Origin of the sequence: Bryobacter aggregatus MPL3 (genome assembly GCF_000702445.1) — a bacterium.
GTDB lineage: Bacteria > Acidobacteriota > Terriglobia > Bryobacterales > Bryobacteraceae > Bryobacter > Bryobacter aggregatus.
In genome coordinates this window covers 738,822-757,438 of the sequence record NZ_JNIF01000004.1, presented here as the reverse complement: position 1 = coordinate 757,438, position 18,617 = coordinate 738,822, and the positions used below count along the sequence as shown (strand labels likewise).

Annotated in this window: 10 protein-coding genes; 5 read left to right on the top strand and 5 right to left on the bottom strand. The window is 58.6% G+C overall.

What is annotated here, in order from left to right:
• Positions 1-45: 45 nt before the first annotated feature.
• Together M017_RS0122915 and M017_RS29520 are read right to left on the bottom strand one after the other, a co-directional pair.
• The gene (locus M017_RS0122915) at positions 46-1,287 is read right to left on the bottom strand and encodes a Gfo/Idh/MocA family protein (RefSeq protein ID WP_031500569.1); all 1,242 of its coding nucleotides are present in this window, start codon (positions 1,285-1,287) and stop codon (positions 46-48) included.
• 464 nt (positions 1,288-1,751) lie between these two features.
• On the bottom strand, positions 1,752-1,898 hold the full coding sequence (locus M017_RS29520) for a hypothetical protein (RefSeq protein ID WP_155121578.1): 147 nt from the start codon (positions 1,896-1,898) through the stop codon (positions 1,752-1,754).
• A 61-nt stretch (positions 1,899-1,959) separates the two neighbouring features.
• Here M017_RS29520 and M017_RS0122900 point away from each other — a divergent pair, with 61 nt between their 5' ends.
• Positions 1,960-2,808, top strand: a complete 849-nt coding sequence (locus tag M017_RS0122900; RefSeq protein ID WP_031500567.1) for an HpcH/HpaI aldolase family protein — start codon at positions 1,960-1,962, stop codon at positions 2,806-2,808.
• Here M017_RS0122900 and ligD read toward each other — a convergent pair.
• Positions 2,805-5,252 carry a DNA ligase D gene (ligD, locus tag M017_RS0122895; protein WP_031500566.1) on the bottom strand — a complete coding sequence of 816 codons (2,448 nt, stop codon included), beginning with the start codon at positions 5,250-5,252 and terminating at the stop codon, positions 2,805-2,807. The two genes, M017_RS0122900 and ligD, sit on opposite strands and share 4 nt — an antisense overlap.
• Before the next feature lie 67 nt (positions 5,253-5,319).
• Here ligD and ku point away from each other — a divergent pair, with 67 nt between their 5' ends.
• The 4 genes from ku to M017_RS0122875 all read left to right on the top strand — a co-directional run bounded on the left by ku (position 5,320) and on the right by M017_RS0122875 (position 13,677).
• Positions 5,320-6,111 carry a non-homologous end joining protein Ku gene (gene ku, locus M017_RS0122890; RefSeq protein ID WP_031500565.1) on the top strand — a complete coding sequence of 264 codons (792 nt, stop codon included), beginning with the start codon at positions 5,320-5,322 and terminating at the stop codon, positions 6,109-6,111.
• A gap of 91 nt (positions 6,112-6,202) precedes the next feature.
• A complete protein-coding gene (locus M017_RS28910) occupies positions 6,203-7,744 on the top strand; it encodes a sigma 54-interacting transcriptional regulator (RefSeq protein ID WP_162180021.1) in 1,542 nt (513 codons plus the stop codon).
• Positions 7,745-7,857: 113 nt separating this feature from the next.
• Positions 7,858-9,159: an efflux RND transporter periplasmic adaptor subunit gene (locus M017_RS0122880; RefSeq protein ID WP_080508108.1), complete on the top strand. Its 1,302-nt coding sequence runs from the start codon at positions 7,858-7,860 to the stop codon at positions 9,157-9,159.
• A gap of 6 nt (positions 9,160-9,165) precedes the next feature.
• Positions 9,166-13,677, top strand: coding sequence for a multidrug efflux RND transporter permease subunit (locus M017_RS0122875; RefSeq protein WP_080508107.1), 4,512 nt, complete (start codon positions 9,166-9,168; stop codon positions 13,675-13,677).
• Here the strand turns inward: M017_RS0122875 and M017_RS0122870 are convergent.
• A complete protein-coding gene (locus M017_RS0122870; protein WP_031500561.1) occupies positions 13,674-15,731 on the bottom strand; it encodes a VWA domain-containing protein in 2,058 nt (685 codons plus the stop codon). The two genes, M017_RS0122875 and M017_RS0122870, sit on opposite strands and share 4 nt — an antisense overlap.
• The gene (locus tag M017_RS0122865; RefSeq protein WP_051670762.1) at positions 15,732-18,617 is read right to left on the bottom strand and encodes an outer membrane beta-barrel protein; all 2,886 of its coding nucleotides are present in this window, start codon (positions 18,615-18,617) and stop codon (positions 15,732-15,734) included. It abuts the gene before it with no gap.

Here is an 18,617-nt window from a genome sequence, read left to right as displayed (position 1 = left end):
AGGCCTCATGGGCTCCGGTCTTTTGATTTCGCAATCCAGTCGGTTCTAGCTGAGCTTCCAGGGTTTGCGGTAATGCCGCGTCACCATCTGGTTCGCTTTGGAGTCGCCGACAATTGTTTCGTTCGCATCATCCCAGACAATGCGGCGGCCTGTCCGGTAGGCGATATTTCCCAGCAGGCCAGCCTTGGTCAATCGATGTCCGTAATCAACATCGCAGGTGGTCAGCTTGCGGGATTTCGTCGAATCGAGAAACTCGCGCAAGTGCCCGGGAGAATCGGGAATGCTCGGCTCCGGACGCTTGAAGTCTGTCACCTGCTTCCCTTTGACATACAGTTCATGCGAGCCGTAATCGACAAAGAGACTGCCGGCGCTGCCTTGGAACACACAACCAATTCCGCGGTTCTCAAAGCCCGCAGGCGCGAAAGGACTGAGCGACCAGGTGAGATTGAGCCCCGGATACTCATAGATCAGGTCCATGTGGTTGGGCGTTTCGCCATTGTCATCGGTGAGTTCGCGGCGTCCCGTGGCCACTACGCTCTTGGGAGCCTGGAGATCCAGCGCCCAATAAGCAACGTCGGTGATGTGGCACCAGAAGTCGATAAACATGCCGCCAGAATAATCCCAGAAGTAGCGATAGTTGAAATGGGAACGGTTTGGATTATAAGGACGCTTGGGCGCGGGGCCGAGCCAGGTCTCATAGTCTAAGGTCGCAGGAGCTTGCGAGTCAGGAGGAGTTCCAAGACCCTTAGTCTCGGATGTTCTCCAGATGTTCACATGCTCAACTTTGCCGATCAACCCGGAACGCACCAGTTCCACGACACGGCGATAGTTCGGCAGGTCATTGTGGATGTGATTGCCCATCTGGGTGACGCGATTGTATTTGCGCGCAGCCTTCACCATGGCGCGGCCCTCGCCAATCGAGAAACTGAGTGGCTTCTCCACAAACACATCTTTCCCGGCCTGGCACGCCTGCACGGTGGGGAGGGCATGCCAATGATCGGGAGTGGCAATACAGACAGCATCAATATCTTTGCGGTCCAGGAGCCGCCGGAACTCCTTCACGGTGTCGGGAGCCGAGCCACGCGCCGTCCGGACCACAGCAGCGGCCTTTTCAAGGCGAAGCGTATCGAGATCGCAAACAGCGACCACGTTCACATCAGGATGCTTGAGAAAGCCATTCAGACGGCTGGTGCCCATCCCCCCGAGTCCGATGAAACCCATGTTGATTCGATCGTTGGGAGCGGCGAGCGCAGCGCCGGTGGAAGCTAAAAAGAGACGTCGATTCACTCGACTATCTTAATCGAGGTTGCCAGGACCGTGGCGGCCAGTCCTCATGGTAGGGTCAGGAAGATCATGCGTTTCTGCTATTTCGGTTTCCTACCCCTCTTATTCTCATCGACCCTAGCAGCGCAACAGATCTCTGCCGGAATCACGACCGGAGCGAATTGCCTTACCGGCTCTCCCTCGGGCAACCGCGCCATGGCAATCCCCACCTCCAACCCCTTCATAATTCCGGAATCCAACACCGCTTCGCGATTTGTCGTTGGCCCAGATCCCAGTCGGCGCGTGTTCCGTGGAGCACCAGACACAAATTCGCATTTCGGTGCGACGGTGGGCGCAGGACTGAAGCTCCAGTATTCCCGGCTCATTGCCGAACCGATGTTCCGCTATACAAGATGGACGAAGGAAGGGAGATCTCCAAATCAACTGGAGTTTCTAGTCAGCTTCCGCGGTCTCGTCAAACGATAAGGCTACGCAGTTCCTGCCTTTGCGGCCCGGGCTGCCGCTGATTTCTGGTTGCGTTTCTTCTCCAGGCGAGGCAAACGCTTTTTCTTCGTCACGACCGCAGCGGCAACTTCCACGAGCGGGCTCTCTTGTGTTTTTAACTTGGTAGGCATGTGTCAGGCATTAGAGTGCGTGGAGCACACTCTGTTCCAGAAACTGATAAGATCGCCTGCGATGACACGCTCCCTCAGCCTTCTCCTCGTACTTGGAAGCATCGCTCTTGCCCCCGCCCAGCAGCCTGGCCGCATCTTCAACACCGTAAAGTCGAAGCTCGCCGCCGGGAAACAAGTGGTCGGTGGCACCGTCCAGATTCCCGATCCCGATACCTATTGCGCGATGGCGCACTCCGGGTACGACTTCCTTTGGATTGAAATGCAGCACAGCCCCATGACCTATCAGGATGTCGCCCACATGATCATGGCCTGCAAGGGAGCGCCGGCCATGCCGTTCATCCGCGTCCCCGACGCGACCGAAGGCGATATCCAGAAGGCGATGGACATTGGCGCAGTGGGCATCATCATTCCGATGGTAGAAGACGTGGAGAAGGTCAAAAATGCCATCAAGTTTGCCAACTATCCGCCAATCGGCAAGCGTAGCCAGGGCGGCGGACAGTATGGCGCACTGTGGGGCGACGACTATCGCGCCATCGCCAATCAAAATCTTATGATCGTCGCGATGATTGAATCGCCCGCCGGCGTCAAAATCGCGACAGAGATCGCCTCGATTCCAGGCGTCGATGTTGTCTTTGTGGCCAGCTCCGATCTCAGCAGTTTCTCTGGCCTCAAACAGGGGGATGCAAAGTACGAAGCAATGGTGGACACCATTCGCGAGGCCACGCTGAAGGCGGGCAAGAAGGTTGCTGGTCCGCTCGCCTGGAAGTCCACCCGCAAGGGATACGCGTTCTATCAGGGACCAAGCGAAACCTCCTTGATCAAGACCGGCGCCAAGCTGAGTCTTGGTGATTCTCCCTTGAGCGAGTCCAAGCGGGGCGTCGCCCAGATGGAAGGCTCTGAGAAGCATTAAAGGAGCGGCAGTCTCTGGCCTCGTCCCAGAACCCCGTGATAGAGATCACCGATTTTTCCGAGCCGCTTGAGAATATTCCCCATGTGGAAGTTACTGGGTTTGAGGGATTTTCTCACCTCGTCCCAGGCAAGCGGCGTTCCCACAGGAGCACCCGGATAGGGCCGAACGGAATACGGTGCAGCAATTGTCTTCCCCCGGCCCACCTGGACATGATCGAAATAGACATGCCGCTTGGGACGTTTCTTGAGCGTGCGCTCGGTGGTAAAGATTGTGGGCCAGCGCTCGACAGCTTGCCCGGCAAGCAATCCGGTAAATTCACTGACGTCTGGATAGCTGTGTCCCGGCAACAAGGGCACCACGACGTGCATCCCGTGTCCGCCGCTGGTCTTCACCCACGATTTCAACTTCAGTTCGTCCAGCATCAACCGGATACAGAGAGCAGCCTCGACCACTTGGGGAAAGTCTGATTCGTATGGGTCCAAGTCGATCAAGAGGAAGTCCGGCTCATCGAGTTTCTGAATCCGGCTCATCCACGGATTGTGATCGATACAACCCAGGTTGACCAGATACAACAGCGAGTCCCGGTCTTGCGCAACCGCATAACGGATCTCGCGAGCGCTGTCCTTGTTATCAATTACAACCGTCTCCAGCCAACTGGGCGTATTCTCCGGCAGATTCTTCTGGAAGAAGCTCTGCCCGTGAATCCCGTTGGGATAGCGCCGGAGAGAGAGGGGCCTGTCCTTCAGGTAGGGCAAGAGATACTCGGACACGGCATCATAGTAGTCGAGGAGTTGTCCCTTCGTGATGCCATCCTCAGGAAAGTAGATCTTCTCAAGGTGCGTGAGTTTCAGATCGCCCCGGGCGCGCTTCGCAGACAGGATAGGCTTCTCCCTTCTGCAATCGGCCGGTCTTCGATCCGGCCGGATCCCGAGAAAGACTGGCGAGCGAAGCTTCCCCTCCTCCGTCCATTGTGCGAACTCCACTTCGGCAACCAGTTCGGGACGCACCCAATGCGCGCCACTTGGGAGATCGGAAGCCTTAAAGACACTCTGCTTCAGTTCCGCACGTTCCAACTGCTCGAGCACCGGCCCAATGGTAGCTTCGGAGAATCCAGCGCCGACATTGCCGCACCAAACCCACTCCTTCCCTTCCCGCACTCCCAGCACCAATGAGCCAATCTTCCGCTTTCCCTCAATCCACCCGCAGATCGCAAATTCCTGGCGGAGATGAAACTTCACCTTGAGCCAATCGCGTGAGCGTCCCTCTTGGTAGGGACTGTCGAGCTTCTTGGCAATCACCCCTTCCAGCCCATTCTCGCGAGCCGCTCGCAGAATCTCCTCACGCCCCGTCACAAAGTGCTCGGAGAGATGAACGGTCAACTCGGGATGAAAGATCTTGGTGAGCGCCGCTTTGCGCTCTACAAAAGGCCGATTCCGCAGATCCTTTCCGTCGAGAAACAACAGATCAAACAGGAAGAGATGCACTGGATCTGTGGTGCCGAAGAGGAGCTTGGGCAAGGTTCCCATTCTGGCCCCTCGCAACCCAATCCGAGGCTGTAGTGCCTGGAAGCTAGGTTTCCCCGCTAAGTCCAGCGCGACAATCTCGCCATCGACCACAACCTGATGGCCGGCAAAGCACTGCGACAATACTTGCAGCTCCGGAAACTGAGCGCTGTAGGAGAGTCCATTCCGTGAGGTGAGGATCACCTCCTCGCCATCGATGGCACATAAGACGCGGACGCCATCCCACTTCACTTCATAGGCCCAGCCGGTCTCAGCCGGAAGCTCTGCGCTGAGCGTCGCCAACATCGGCTTCTCAAACGTCGGCATAGCGCGGCGGCCCAAGCCTCCGCCGACAGACTTCCCTTGCGCGATCTCCTCCTGCTTCCGGCTCGACCGGACGCTAACCGCGTACTTCTCGATATCCCACCCACTGGCCGCTTCCGCATCTTTCTTTTTGATCAACAACCATTGCGGCTTCTTGGCGCTCATGCGAGTGCGCACCAAAGCGAACTCCCCTTTGAGCTTCTCGCCGTGCATCCGAAACTTCAAATCTCCCTTCTCCAATTGGGCAAGAGCATCAAGTTCCCCAAGCAGCTCGAAGGTGCCGCGATCCCACAGCATGACGCTCCCGCCGCCATACTCCCCTTCTGGAATGGTGCCTTCAAAGTCCCCATAACTCAGAGGATGGTCTTCCACTTCCACCGCCAGACGCTTGACGGCAGGATCGAGAGTCGGACCCCTGGGAATCGCCCAGCTCTTCAGCGTGCCATCGATCAGGAGACGGAAGTCGTAGTGCAGATGGCTCGCATCATGCCGCTGAATGAAGAACTTCGATTCTTCTCCTGGCTGGAGCACACGCTTCTTGGCGACGCGGCCCGGCTTCGGCTCGGCCGTCTTCTTAAAATTGCGCTTCGAGGCATATTCACGCAGCTTGCTTGGCATCTGGCGCCGCCCCCATGCTGGAGCGAGAAACATTTCGCAGTCGAGCTAGTCTGATAGGCAAAAGAATATGGCAAGCTCTGTTTGGAGTGGACATCTCACATTTGGCCTTGTGTCATTTCCCGTTGAAATCGCAACAGCCGCCCGCCGGCGGACCATTGACTTCGATCTTCTTCACCGAACAGATCACTCGCGCATCAAGTACGTTTCTTATTGCAAAAATGAAGATGCGCCTCTCACCCGCAATGAAATCGTAAAGGGCTATGAGTACGAAAAGGACAAGTACGTCATTATTGACCCGGAAGAACTTGCCAAAGTTGCTCCGCAGACGGCAAAGGTCATGGAAGTCCTAGAGTTTGTCGACGCCAAGTCCATTGATCCGGTGTATCTTGATACTTCTTATTACTTAATGCCCGCTGAAGGAGGTGAGAAGCCGTACAGTCTTCTTTACCTCGCCATGAAAGATACCGGATACAGCGGCATCGCTCGGCTGGCGATGCATAACCGTGAGCATCCGGTGGTGATTCGTGCCGCGAGCCGGGGTCTGATTCTGCACACCATGTTTTACACCGAGGAGATTCGGGAGAACGCGGAGTTCCGGAGCGATCAGCAGTTAGTCTCAGAGAAAGAGCGGAAGCTCGCACGAAGCCTGGTGGAATCCTTATCGGGTGGCTTCCAGCCCTCGCAATATCACGATGCTTATCGCGAGAAGGTAGAGGCCCTGATCCAAAGCAAGATCAAGGGGAAGAAAGTGGTTGCCACGCCCTCCCCCAAGGTGGCGCCCGTCATCAACATCCTTGAAGCCCTGCAGAAGAGCCTCAAGAAGGCTCCGGCGGCAAAGAAGAAGTCCCGGGTGGCATAACCAAGAGCTTTTCTCTTGCGATCATAAGAAAGTGCCGGTATTCCCTTATCCTCCAGACGACTGCGCAGAGGCCTCTGGATTCCGGACGCAGTTGCTTCTCGACATTTCCAAAGCAGCCAATGCGCACCTCGACCTGGGACATGTCCTGGATGCACTCGCCCAATCACTCTCCCCACTCATCCGTTTCAATGCCATCGCTGTCGATTTGATCGATCAGGACTTTCTCCGTCTCCATTCGGTTTCCCTCAAAGACTTCCCTCGCCTTCCTGGCGAATCGCTCAGCGGCCTGATCTCCCGTTATCAGAAGGTGCCGGAAGAAGTTGTGGCCCCGACCATTCAGAAGGGTCTACCGTTGCACGAATCGAGGCTTTGCGCCATCTCGCGCGACCACGGCCCCTATGTTTGCTCCGACCTCGAGCAGCAAAAGCTCTATGTGGAGGAAGAGCTCTTCTATGAATTCGGTGTGCGGAGCTACATTTGTCTTCCACTCTGGAAACGGGATCACCTGCTCGGCGCCCTTTACTTCAATCTCGACGAGAAGCGGGAGTTCAGCCGCTACGAGATCCAATTGGTAGAAGATGCGGGCGAGGTCATCACGATGGCCGTCAAGAATGCACTGGCCTACGAGATGATCCAATCGCTGAAAGAGCGGGTCCAGCAGGAGAACATTCTGCTGCGCGATGAGATCGTGCAGCGCTCGATGTATGAGGAGATCATCGGATCTTCCCCAGCCTTACTGAAGGTGCTCCGCGACATTGATCGAGTTGCTCCCACTGACTCGACCGTTCTGATCAGCGGCGAGACCGGTACGGGCAAAGAATTGCTGGCCCGTGCGATTCACCGCCGTTCTCCCCGGGCCTCCCGCGCCCTGGTGAAGGTGAATTGCGCCGCCCTGCCTGCCGAACTGATCGCCAGCGAATTGTTTGGCCATGAGAGGGGCGCCTTCACCGGTGCGCTCAACCAACGGATCGGACGCTTTGAAACGGCTGACGGCGGCACCATTTTCCTCGATGAGATCGGCGAACTGGCGCCCGACATGCAGGTCGCATTGCTACGCGTCTTGCAGGAGAAGGAATACGAGCGAGTGGGTGGCAACATCACACGCCGCACGGATGTGCGGGTCATTGCCGCCACCAATCGCAATCTGGAGCGCGAGGTGGCCGGAGGCCAGTTTCGAGGAGATCTCTACTACCGGCTAAACGTCTTCCCGATGGAGGCGCCCGCACTGCGCAACCGCCGCGACGACATTCCCGCCCTGGTCGAGTACTTTGCCTCCCGCTTCGCCAAGAGCATGCATAAGAATATCGAACGGATCGAGAAATCGGCGATTGCCTCCATGCAGAACTATTCCTGGCCCGGCAACATCCGCGAACTGCAGAATGTGGTGGAGCGTGCGGTCATTCTCAGCGATGGCCCCATTCTTCAACTCGACCCGGCTTCGTTTCCCAAAACGATCTCCGGGGCGGAACTGCAAGATCCTCGCGAAGAGATCTTAAGAGCACTTGAAGCCACGCAAGGAAGAATCTCCGGTGCCCATGGCGCGGCCGCGCGCCTGGGAGTACCAGCATCCACGCTCGAATCGCGGATCCGCAACCTGGGCATCAACAAGTACCAATACAAGAAGACTTCATGAATCCGTCGCGAATTCGCGAAATATTCACGAAACTTTTCAGTTGGATTCTGCTCTAACCCTAGTAAACACTAGCTTAGGCATTTGGACCTCCAACTGCAAAGGGAATCACTGCAATGTATCCACGTATTTACCGTTCGGCAACGGTCGCCACACTGACGCTGACGGGAATCCTCACCTTTAACTCTTGCCAATCGAAAACGACCGGCGCCCAGGCGGCTCCGGCCATGCCTCCCGCCGCTGTTTCCTTTATCACTGTTGCAGCCCAAGATGTACCGATCTATAACGATTACGCTGCGCAGACCTTTGCCCGCGACATGGTAGAAGTCCGGGGCCGTGTCGATGGTTATGTGGAGAGGCGCCTGTTCCAGGTGGGCTCCGATGTCCGGGCGGGCCAACCTCTCTATCTGCTCGACATCCGTCCGTATCGCGCCGAAGTCGACAAGGCCAAAGGCGAATTGGCACAAAGCGAAGCCAATCAGGAATTTACCAAGCGGCAGGTGCTTTTGCTCCAGGCCCAGGCTGACCTCGCCCAGGCCCAGGCCAACCTTGTCAAAGCGGAACAGGATGTTCGCCGCTTGGAACCTCTCGTCAAAGAGAAGGCCGCCTCCCAGCAGGATCTGGATAACGCCGTTGCCTCGCAACGAGCCAACGAAGCGAATGTGAAAGCCCGCCAGGCCAATGTCGAGCAAATGCGACTGACCACCACCGCGCAGGCCGACACGGCCAAAGCGCAGGTGGAGACCAGCAAAGCAACGCTGCGGGCGGCCGAGCTGAATCTCGAATATGGCACGATCAATGCCCCGATCTCGGGCCGCATCGGCGACAGCCTGATCCAGGTTGGCGGTCTGGTATCGCGGAACTCCACACAACCGCTGACGACGATCGTTCCACTCGATCCGATCTGGGTTCGTTTTCAGATCAGCGAAGCAGAGTATCTCAACTATCAGAATCAGGGAAATACGCAACAGTTGAACAAGCTTCCGCTGGAGTTGGTGCTCGCCGACAACTCGATTCATCCTTACCCTGGCAAGATTCAGAACACGGTCAACACCGTAGATCCCAAGACCGGCACTCTCGAGTTACAGGCCACCTTCCCGAACCCGAAGCACAATCTCTTGCCCGGTCAGTTTGGCCGCATTCGTCTGCGTGCTGACGATCGTAAGAATGCCTTGCTCGTGCCGCAGCGCGCCCTCCAGGAGTTGCAAGGTTCGCAATCGGTGATGACTCTTTCAAACGACAACAAAGTGCAGGTTCGCAGTGTCGTGACGGCCGAGCGCGTGGGCGACAGGATCATCATTCTTCAGGGCTTAAAGGATGGGGATCGAGTGATTGTCGAAGGCCTCCAGAAGGCCAGGCCCGGCGCCGTCGTCGCGCCAGAGCCTTACCAGGCTCCCGCGGCGAAAGGAAAGAAGTAGGGATCCATGGCGAAGTTCTTTATCAACCGGCCAATCTTTGCGATTGTCATCGCGATCGTCATCACGATCCTCGGTGGCGTCGCGATTCCCAATCTCCCGATCGCGACCTATCCCGAAGTGGTACCGCCCGTGGTGCAGATCATCGCGACCTATCGCGGTGGCAACGCGCAGGATCTGGAGAAGACCGTCGCGCAACCAATCGAGCAGCAACTCACCGGCCTCGACGGCATGTTGTACTTCTTCTCGCGCAGCTCGAACGACGGCGTGCTGACCATCGACGTTACCTATGAGCTGGGCACCAACATTGACCTGGCGACGGTGAAGACGCAGAACAAAGTGAATCTCGCGCTCCCTTCCCTGCCGCCTGAGGTGCAGCGCGTGGGCGTCACGGTGAAGAAAGTCTCTTCCGCCTTCCTGATGGCGATTGCCGTCACCGCCTCGGACAACCGCTACGATTCGTTATTCCTCAGCAACTACGCCACGATCAACATGCTGGACAAGATCGGCAGTATCCCTGGCATTGGCGATACCCGGCTGGCGGCGACGCAAGACTACGGCATGCGCATCTGGATCAATCCAGATAAGATGGCGAAGCTCGGCCTGACGGCAACCGACGTCAACCGCGCCGTGCAAGCGCAGAACCGGCAGAATCCGGCAGGCTCGATTGGACAGGCGCCCGCCCCGCGAGGAACGGACTTCCAGTATCCCGTTACCGCCAGCGGCCGGCTTCTTGATGCGCAGCAGTTTGGCGACATCATCTTAAGAGCCCAATCAGACGGCTCGTTTTTGCGATTGAAAGACGTTGGCCGGGTGGAGCTTGGCGCGCAGGACTATAAGAGCTTTAGCGAACTGAGCGGCAAGCCGGCCGCGGTCATCATTGCGTATCTCGCACCGGGGGCAAACGCTGTAGAAACAGCAGATCGTGTCCGGCACTTCCTCGCGGAGGCGGAGAAGAATTTCCCTGCCGGCATCGCGCAAACCGTCAGCTATGACGCGACCAAGTTTGTGCGCACCGCGATTGCGGACGTCGTAGAGACCTTGTTCATCGCCGTGCTGTTGGTGATCTTTGTCGTCTACATCTTCCTGCAAAATTGGCGGGCCACCCTGATTCCGTTGCTGACGGTGCCTGTCGCCGTGGTCGGCACCTTTGCCTTGTTCCCGATCCTTGGCTTCACCATCAACATGACGAGCATGTTCGGCCTAGTGCTGGCAATCGGCATCGTGGTGGACGACGCGATCGTGGTGGTGGAGGCGGTGCAACACAATATCGATCACGGGATGTCACCTCATGACGCGACGATCAAGGCGATGGAAGAGGTGTCCGGCCCGGTGATCGCCATCGCCTTCATTCTCGCCGCCGTGTTCGTACCGGTCGCCTTCCTCGGTGGCATCAGCGGCCAGATCTATCGCCAGTTCGCACTGACTATTGCGGCCTCGGTGTTGATCTCCGCCTTCAGCGCACTCACGCTCAGCCCGGCGCTCAGCGCCATGATTCTGCGGCCGGTCGACAGAGATCGCAAACCGGGCCCACTCGCTCGATTCTTCGGGCTCTTCAATCGTGGCTTTGAAAAAGCAACCAACGGCTATCTCTCGGGAGTCCGGCTCTTTGGCCGCCGCAGCTTCTTTGCCGGTGTCGCATTGTTGGCGCTGTACTTCTGCGTCGGAGGACTCTTCCGCATTCTACCGGGAGGCTTTCTTCCCGATGAGGATCAGGGCGTCATTTTCGTCGCGGTCCGGTTGCCCGACGGCGCCTCTCTCGAGCGGACCCAGATTGTGGTGGACAAGATTCAGAGCACGGTTGGCAAGATTCCGGGTGTCGAGAACACCACCGTCTTTGGTGGCCTCGATCTCACCACACAGACCAATAACTCAAACGTCGCCACCATCATTTTGACGCTCACTCCGTGGGAAGAGCGCAAGAGCAAGGACCTGCAATTTGCCTCCATTCTGGGCAAGGTCAACGGAGCGCTGTTCCCGATGAAGGAGTCCTTCTCGTTCGGATTTGGTTTGCCGCCAATCCTTGGCCTTGGCACCGCGGGCGGCTTTGAGTTCCTGCTCGAAGACCGCGCCGGGGGCGACGTCAATCAGCTGGCGAACACGGCGAATGCTTTCCTTGCTGCGGCCAGCAAGGAACCGGCGCTCGGCCAGATCGCCAACACCTTCCGCGTGTCGGTGCCCGGCTATCAGGTGGAGCTCAACAACGATAAGACTCAGGCGTTGGGCATTCCGCCGACCGATGTTTACGATTCGCTGCAGACCTTCCTCGGCGGTTTGTACATCAACGACTTTAATCGCTTTGGCCGCACCTGGCGCGTGGTCATGCAGGCGGAACCGGACTTCCGCGATCGCGCGGAAGACGTCAATCGCTACTATGTCCGTTCTGCCACCAACGACATGGTGCCGCTCAGCACCCTGGTGACGATGCACGATACCACTTCGCCTGAGGTGATCTATCGCTACAACCGTTTCCGCAGTGCGAAGCTGATTGGATCCGCCGCGCCCGGCTACACCTCGGGCCAGGCTGTCGAGGCCATGGAGCGGGTGGCCAAAGAAGTCCTGCCGCAGGGCTTTGGCTATGAGTGGACCGGAACGGTGTACCAACAGAAGTTATCGGAGGGCAAGGAAGTCTATATCTTTGGTTTCGCCTCAATCCTCGTCTTCCTCTTCCTCGCCGCGCAGTATGAGAGCTGGATGATCCCCTTTGCCGTCATTCTTGCTGTTCCGCTGGGCATTTTAGGAGCCTTGCTGGCGGTGCTCGCACGGTCTTATGCCTACGACGTTTACACGCAGATTGGCATCGTCACACTGATTGGACTCGCCTCGAAGAATGCGATTCTGATTGTCGAGTTTGCGAAGCTACGGCGGGAGGAAGGCATGTCGCCCTTTGACGCCGCGGTGGCTGCGGCTCAACTGCGCTTGCGCCCGATCATCATGACCTCCTTCGCCTTCATTCTTGGCGTGGTGCCGCTGGTGTATGCAACCGGCGCCGGTGCGGCATCCCGCCGCGCTCTGGGGACGACGGTGTTTGGCGGTATGTTGGCCGCCACCTTGCTCGCCATCTTCTTTGTGCCGATGCTCTATGTCGTCACCGAGACCTGGGCCGAGCGCTTCCGCAAAGGGCCGGCCTTGGCAACCGCAATGTCACTGCTGGTGATGTTCTTCTCCAGTTGCGCCGTTGGCCCGAACTACAAGCGTCCGGATTTGCCGGCGCCGCCGCAGTTCCGGGCCGATAACGGCCCGGTTGCAACCGAATCGATTGCCGATCGCAAGTGGTCGACACTGTTTGAAGACGAAGTTCTTACCGAACTGGTCGACACCGCGCTCAAGCAGAATTACGACGTCCGGATTGCCGCCGAGCGCGTGCTCCAGGCGCGCGCCCAGCTCACCGCACAGCAAGCTAATCTGTATCCGAATGTCACTGCGTCCGGCAACTTGAGCGCCAACCGCATCTCGCAGATCGGCCAGAATCGCTTTCTCCCCCGAGGAACGAATCTCGACGTGACCTATACCCAGGCTGGCTTCGCGCTGAGTTGGGAGCTGGATGTCTGGGGCCGGCTCCGCCGTCTGAACGAGGCGGCGCGGGCGCAGTATCTCTCCACGGAAGAAGCTCGCCGCGCCGTCATCTCGTCGCTCGTGGCCGATGTCACGGACGCCTACCTTTCTCTCCGGGAACTCGACACCGAACTCGAGATCTCAAAGAAGACGAAGGAGATTGCGGAGAACGGCTTACGCCTCACCAACGTGAGGCTCGAGCGCGGCGTCTCTACCGGTCTCGACGTCCAGCAAGCCGAGCAACTCTTTCGAACTGCGACCTCGCAGATTGTCGCAAACGAACGGGCGATCGAACAACAGGAGAATGCGCTGAGCATTCTGCTGGGAAAGAACCCAGGCCCCGTGAAGCGCGGTAAGCGATTGTCGGAACTGAATGGGCCGGAGAAGATTCCGCCAGGGCTGCCCTCCGATCTACTCGCCCGCCGTCCGGACATCCGGCAGGCAGAACAGGTGCTCATTGCAGCAAACGCACGCATTGGCGCGGCGCGTGCAGAGTACTTTCCGCAGATCACGCTGACAGGCCTTCTGGGAGCCCAGGCAAGGCCGCTGCTCGATCTGTTCACCGGAGCCGCCCGTCAATGGAATGCCGCGCCCACAGCGACCATTCCCATCTTCAATGCCGGCCAGCTCCGCGCGAATGTCCGCTACAGCGAAGCCGCCAAGCGCGAGATGCTGGCCACCTATGAGAAGACCATCCAGACCGCGTTCCGCGAAGTCTCCGATTCGCTAGTTGGCTATCGCAAGAACGCAGAACAGATGCAGGAACAGCAAAAGCTGGTGGATGCGTTGAACGAATCAAGCCGGCTGTCCATCCTGCGCTATCAGGGTGGCCTCGACAGCTATCTGCAAGTTCTGGATGCACAGCGCAATCAATTTCAGGGCGAACTCGTTCTGGCACAATTGCGCCAGGCAGAACTAGTCTCTGTCGTTCAGTTGTACCGCGCCCTCGGCGGCGGCTGGAACTAAGGAATCAGCATCACTGGCGCTTGCCAGAAACTTGCTCTCTGCGCCTCCGGGTTGAGCACTGTCACCTGACAGTTGTACTCTCCCGGAGGCATTTTTCCGAGTGGGATGCGAAACAGCAAAGGAATCATTTTCAGGCGTCCCGGCGCTGCTTCGGCGCCGACGATGGGGGCAGTCTCGAAGACTTTCTTCGCCCCCTGGTAGAAGCTGACATAGCCCACCATCGGCTTGGCTATCTCCGGCTCCTGCTGGTAGGTCTGTAAGTAAATCTGCATCTCACGCGAGCGGCTGAAGACGCGCGTCACACTCGGAATCATTTTCTGCCCGCCCTGCACAAGGGGATTCAGACTTTGCGCCTTCAGCTTATCTTTGGTATTGAAGAGCGCCTCTTGCATGTCCACCGACTGGCCACTCAAGACGACCGAACTGAGCGGCACCCGCTTGTCTTCCCGATTCAGATTGGGAATCACGAAGCTGCGCAGATAGGTTCCGATGCGCCCGGTCTCGGCATCCCGTGCGAGGATCTTCAGCGTGTAGCTGCCGGGCAGCAGCGTGAAGCCGGTGTCATAAGTGATGGGGTGGGTGGCCAGTTCGCTCGCCGTCTGGCCACTGAGCTTCAGCTCAACCTTGTCGCGCACATTCGCAACCGTGAGCTGCCCCTCCTTGATTTCACCCATGAAGTCGATCAGAGTCCGCTCGGCGCCGCCGCGCTTGGCGCGCGCCAATTCACTACCCGGAATCTTCACCGCTACCGGGACAAAGTACTCGGCGCGGTTCAACTGGAAGTAGTTCACCTCGAGCGCAATGGTCAGTTCCGTGATCGGGTCGCCCAACATCAGGGCGTCTTCCAGTTGGCGCTCCTTATCAGCGGCGGTGAACTTCTGGAACTGCTTGCCGGCGTAGAAACTTTGCCGGTAATCGAGGTCCGCGATCAGGCCATTATTGAGGGTGATCTTGACCCGCCGCAGCTTGCCGTCGAGAGCCGGGTTCGAGGTGTAGTAGCCGATCAGGTAATAGCTGTTTGTCGCCTTCTGCGCTTGCTCGATTCCCTTCCCCAGATCGTTGCTATCGATCAGCGCCTTGCCACCAGTATCAGCAGCTAGCGCGTACAAGGTATCTTGGGAACGCTGGAAGTTGGACATCGTCGCTCCTCCCGCCGCGCCGTTGTACATCCCGATGCCACCTGTCGAGCCGCGCGTTGCGTCACCCATCGGCGGAGTCGCCACCAGCCCGCGCGCATCGATTGGCCAGAAGCTAACGCCCGCACGGATGGCCGCGTTGATCGTCGCGTTCAACTGCGCCTGATTGTCGGCACCATTCAAACGCAGGCCGCTGGCAAAGTAGAGCAGCGACTTTTTCTCGCTCAGGCGTCCGAGCATGGTGGCCGCCGTCTGCAGCGCCGACAGTTGCCGGTCTGTATTGAACAAGTTGAACTCAGCGTCGTTCTGTCCAAAGGCTGCGCCGCTATCGACAGCGCTTGCATCGCCCGGATTGGTGGCTGTCTCTGCTTCTTCGCCCACAAGCAACGTCTGCAGCGTCTCGAGAAGCTTCGCTCGGTCTGCGGTGAAGTCTTCCAGCACTTGCACGGCGCCGCTCGAATAGATCATCACCGCCATCAGATCCGCAGTGGTCATCTGCTTGCGGACGAAGTTCTGCGCCGCGCTCAGCGCGCGGAGTTGATCGGCGGGCTGCATCGCCGAGAAGTCAAAATAGAGCGCAAGGAGACGGCGATCCCGATAGCGGATATCTCCGGGCTTCTCCGCAGCAATCTGAGTCCGCGCCAGACGCGCTACCGGCGCTACCGATGCCGTATAGGCAGCGTCGGGAGCGGGATCGTCCGGCAGCTTTTGGAATTCGACGAAGGCGATGCTTTGCTGCTTGCCGTCTTCGGTCAGCGTGAAATCCTTAGCGGTCAGGCCGGAGATTGAGTTACCCTTCTTATCCTTCACCGAGACTGTTTCGACGACCAACTGCGTGTTGCTGCTGAAGATGGGTTGTTCCTGGGCGCGCAGGCTCATCGCCGCCAGGGGAATGGAGAACAGATCGCGTCGGGTCATCTAAAATCGGAGCCTCATGGTGGTTTGGATGCTGCGCATCGGATTGGCCGGATTGGGCAATCCGAATTGCGAACTGGTGGTGATGGTGTTCCAACTGGGAAAGACAGGATGGTTCAGCAGGTTGGTCGCATCCATTCTCCCGTCGAGGCTAATGCGGTCGCCGCGCAGGCGGAAGGTGCGGCCGAGCGAGGCATTCCAGGAGAACTGCGAAGGCCCGGTGATGGAGTTACGTCCGGCATTGCCCCAACGCCCCGGAGCGGGAGCGACATAGGCTGCGGGGTTCAGGAACAGGCCGCTGGGCGCAGCGCTGACATCGGCGCCAGTATAGTCGGGCCGGATGCTTCCCGTGACGCCCGTGCCCTGCACAGCGCGGAAGTAAACCGGGGTGAGCGGCAAGCCGCTTCCGACGATCAGTTGCTGGCCGAGAGTCCACTCCTTCAAGAGGCGGCCGCGCCAGCCGCTCATCAGGCCGCTCTTGCCCATGCCGCTGGTGTACTGCCCAGTCAGATTGAATAAGTGCCGCTGGTCGAAGTTCGATTTGGCCCTCTCTGCTCCCAGGTCCAGCCAGTTCTGCGCGATCAGAGAACCACCCTGATTGCGGCCTCCCAATGCAGCGTTGTCGATCGATTTCGAATAGGTGTATTGCATCGTTGCCGTAAAGCCGGCACGCAGACGGCGGCGCAATTCCAACTGGGCCGCGTTGCGGTTCGATCCGCCATTTGAGCTGAGATAGGCAAAGCCTGCCGGACAAGTGGGACAGGGATCAGTGGCTCCATCCGGAGCCGTATTCGGCAACACCTGTTGTTGCGCGTGGCTGCCCTTCGAGCCGAGATAGCTGGCGATCATGACGAGACTACCAGGCAGATCGCGCTGCACCGTCAGAAACCAGTTCTGCGCGGAACCGATGCGAAAATTCGGATCGACAGCAAAGGTGTTGCGCGTGGTGGCTGCAGAGGCGAGAAAGCCACTGCGCAGTGTGAGTGGTGTCTCTGCGCTGTTGGCCACACGCAGGCTGTAGGACAGCGGCGACTGTTGCGCCATCTGCGTCGCGATGAGTTGGTAGACCGAGGTGTCGTAATAGATCCCGTAGCCCGCGCGGATCACCGTAGAGGATGCGGCGAAGGGCCGCCAGGCGAGGCCGAGGCGCGGAGAGATGTTCTTGCGATCGGGCCGCAGCAATCCGTTGCCAAGAGTGGGCGTGGCGGAACGGAAGTCCGGACTGAGTTGCAGATTTACCAGTCGTCCGTAGATCTCAGAGATCGGGGTGCTGTAATCCCAGCGCAGACCGAGGTTGAGCGTCAGCCCCGGATTCACACGGAAGTCATCGCGCACAAAGGCGTCGAAGAGTTTCGAGCGCAGATACTTGTCAGCGTTGCCGAAGGCGATTGCGCTGGTGGCTGGCACACCCAAGAGGAAGCCGGCAAAGTCTGAGGCGCCTGTAAAGGCAAAGCTGCCGCGCGGATCTTCCTGCGAAAGAATGTTGAACTGTTGCTGGCGGAAGCTGCCGCCGAAGGCAAGATTGTGGCGGCCACGGCTCCAGCCCAATTCACCCGAGAGACCGCTGGTGCGATTGCGATTCAACGCGTAGATGCCATCGGAGAGCGCCGCGATGCCGCCTGCAAAAGTAAGTGCCGGCGGCCCCCAATTCACCGGGTCCTGATTGTTGCCCAAGATCCCCGCCGCGCCCGAAACATTCGTGCGATTGCTAAAGAACGGCGTGTTCTCCGTCCGCAGACTGCTGTACTGCACGCCCACCACCGAGTAGAGGCGCGGGCGGAAAGTATGAATCCAGTTGAGGCCGAGATTGAGGCCGCTGATCGAGGTGGTGTCGTTGAAGCCGAAGAGACTGGTGCTGTCGCTGCGCGTGCTCTGCCAGGCGGCATTGCCAGCCAACTGGTTCTTGCGGTTGATGGACTGCGTGCCGCGCGCCTGCAGATTGTCCTGATGTGTTGCGCCCACCAACGCCGTCTGGAAGTTGTAGCGGCCAGTGTTGTCGAAGTTCGGCAAAGGATAGAGCTGCAATAGCGCCTTGGCCTGCGGGCTGATGCGATTCATAGGGACCGTGTTGTTGATGAAAGGCAGCCCGGTTGTGGGGTCGAGGACGGGTGTGGTGAAGATGCCGTTGCGCTGGTCGAGGGTGGGCACCAAGCTCGATTGGGTCGAGACGTTTTTGTTGCGTGTCCATTGGTAGGTCAGGGTGAGATTGGGTCCGTTTCGCGGGAGAAGACGGGGAATCCGTAGCGGACCACCGAAGGAAGCCAGACCTTGCATGCGGCTAAAGTCTGGACGCGGCGTGTCCTGGCCGGTCAGTGAATAGGGCCGGGCGTCAAGCACGGAGTGATCGAAGATCATCCCGAGGCTGCCGCTGTACAGCGATTGCGGCCCACGCCGGTTGTTGCCAAAGGCCATGCTCTGGCTGAAGGGCGAGGCGGCGCCATTGTTTGCCGTGCCATTGATCAGCAAAGCGTCAGCGGCGCGTTGGGCTAATTCGGCGGCATCAAGATTTGCAAAGGCCGCACTGGGTTTCGGCTCGGGCTTCGCGACTTCGCTGATGATCTCGGCGGGCTTGGGAGGCGGCGCGGCCGCCTGCGCCTTCATCTCCTCGAGCTTCAATACCTGTAAGTCCCAGGATTGGCTTTCGTTGCTGCTTAGGCTTCGCTCCAACTTCGCGAAGCCCAACATCGTCAGCTCCAGCTTCCACTCGCCTTCGGCTAGCGTAGGGAAGGAGTAATTGCCACTGAGATCGGTCACAGTAGAGAACTGCGCTTGTCCCCGCGTGGCAGTGATCGTGACGCCCGGCACAGGCAGGCCTGAGAAGCGGACCTGCCCTTTCTGTTCCGCCAGACACACGAGGCCCAGGCACCAGAGGCAAAGGAAGAATCGCAT

What these genes read in the sequence shown, in the direction of transcription:
- M017_RS29520 (WP_155121578.1), bottom strand. Translation starts at nt 1,898, where the DNA reads ATGCCTACCAAGTTAAAAACACAAGAGAGCCCGCTCGTGGAAGTTGCC.
- M017_RS0122900 (WP_031500567.1), top strand. Translation starts at nt 1,960, where the DNA reads ATGACACGCTCCCTCAGCCTTCTCCTCGTACTTGGAAGCATCGCTCTT.
- ligD (WP_031500566.1), bottom strand. Translation starts at nt 5,252, where the DNA reads ATGCCAAGCAAGCTGCGTGAATATGCCTCGAAGCGCAATTTTAAGAAG.
- ku (WP_031500565.1), top strand. Translation starts at nt 5,320, where the DNA reads ATGGCAAGCTCTGTTTGGAGTGGACATCTCACATTTGGCCTTGTGTCA.
- M017_RS0122880 (WP_080508108.1), top strand. Translation starts at nt 7,858, where the DNA reads ATGTATCCACGTATTTACCGTTCGGCAACGGTCGCCACACTGACGCTG.
- M017_RS0122875 (WP_080508107.1), top strand. Translation starts at nt 9,166, where the DNA reads ATGGCGAAGTTCTTTATCAACCGGCCAATCTTTGCGATTGTCATCGCG.
- M017_RS0122870 (WP_031500561.1), bottom strand. Translation starts at nt 15,731, where the DNA reads ATGACCCGACGCGATCTGTTCTCCATTCCCCTGGCGGCGATGAGCCTG.
- M017_RS0122865 (WP_051670762.1), bottom strand. Translation starts at nt 18,617, where the DNA reads ATGCGATTCTTCCTTTGCCTCTGGTGCCTGGGCCTCGTGTGTCTGGCG.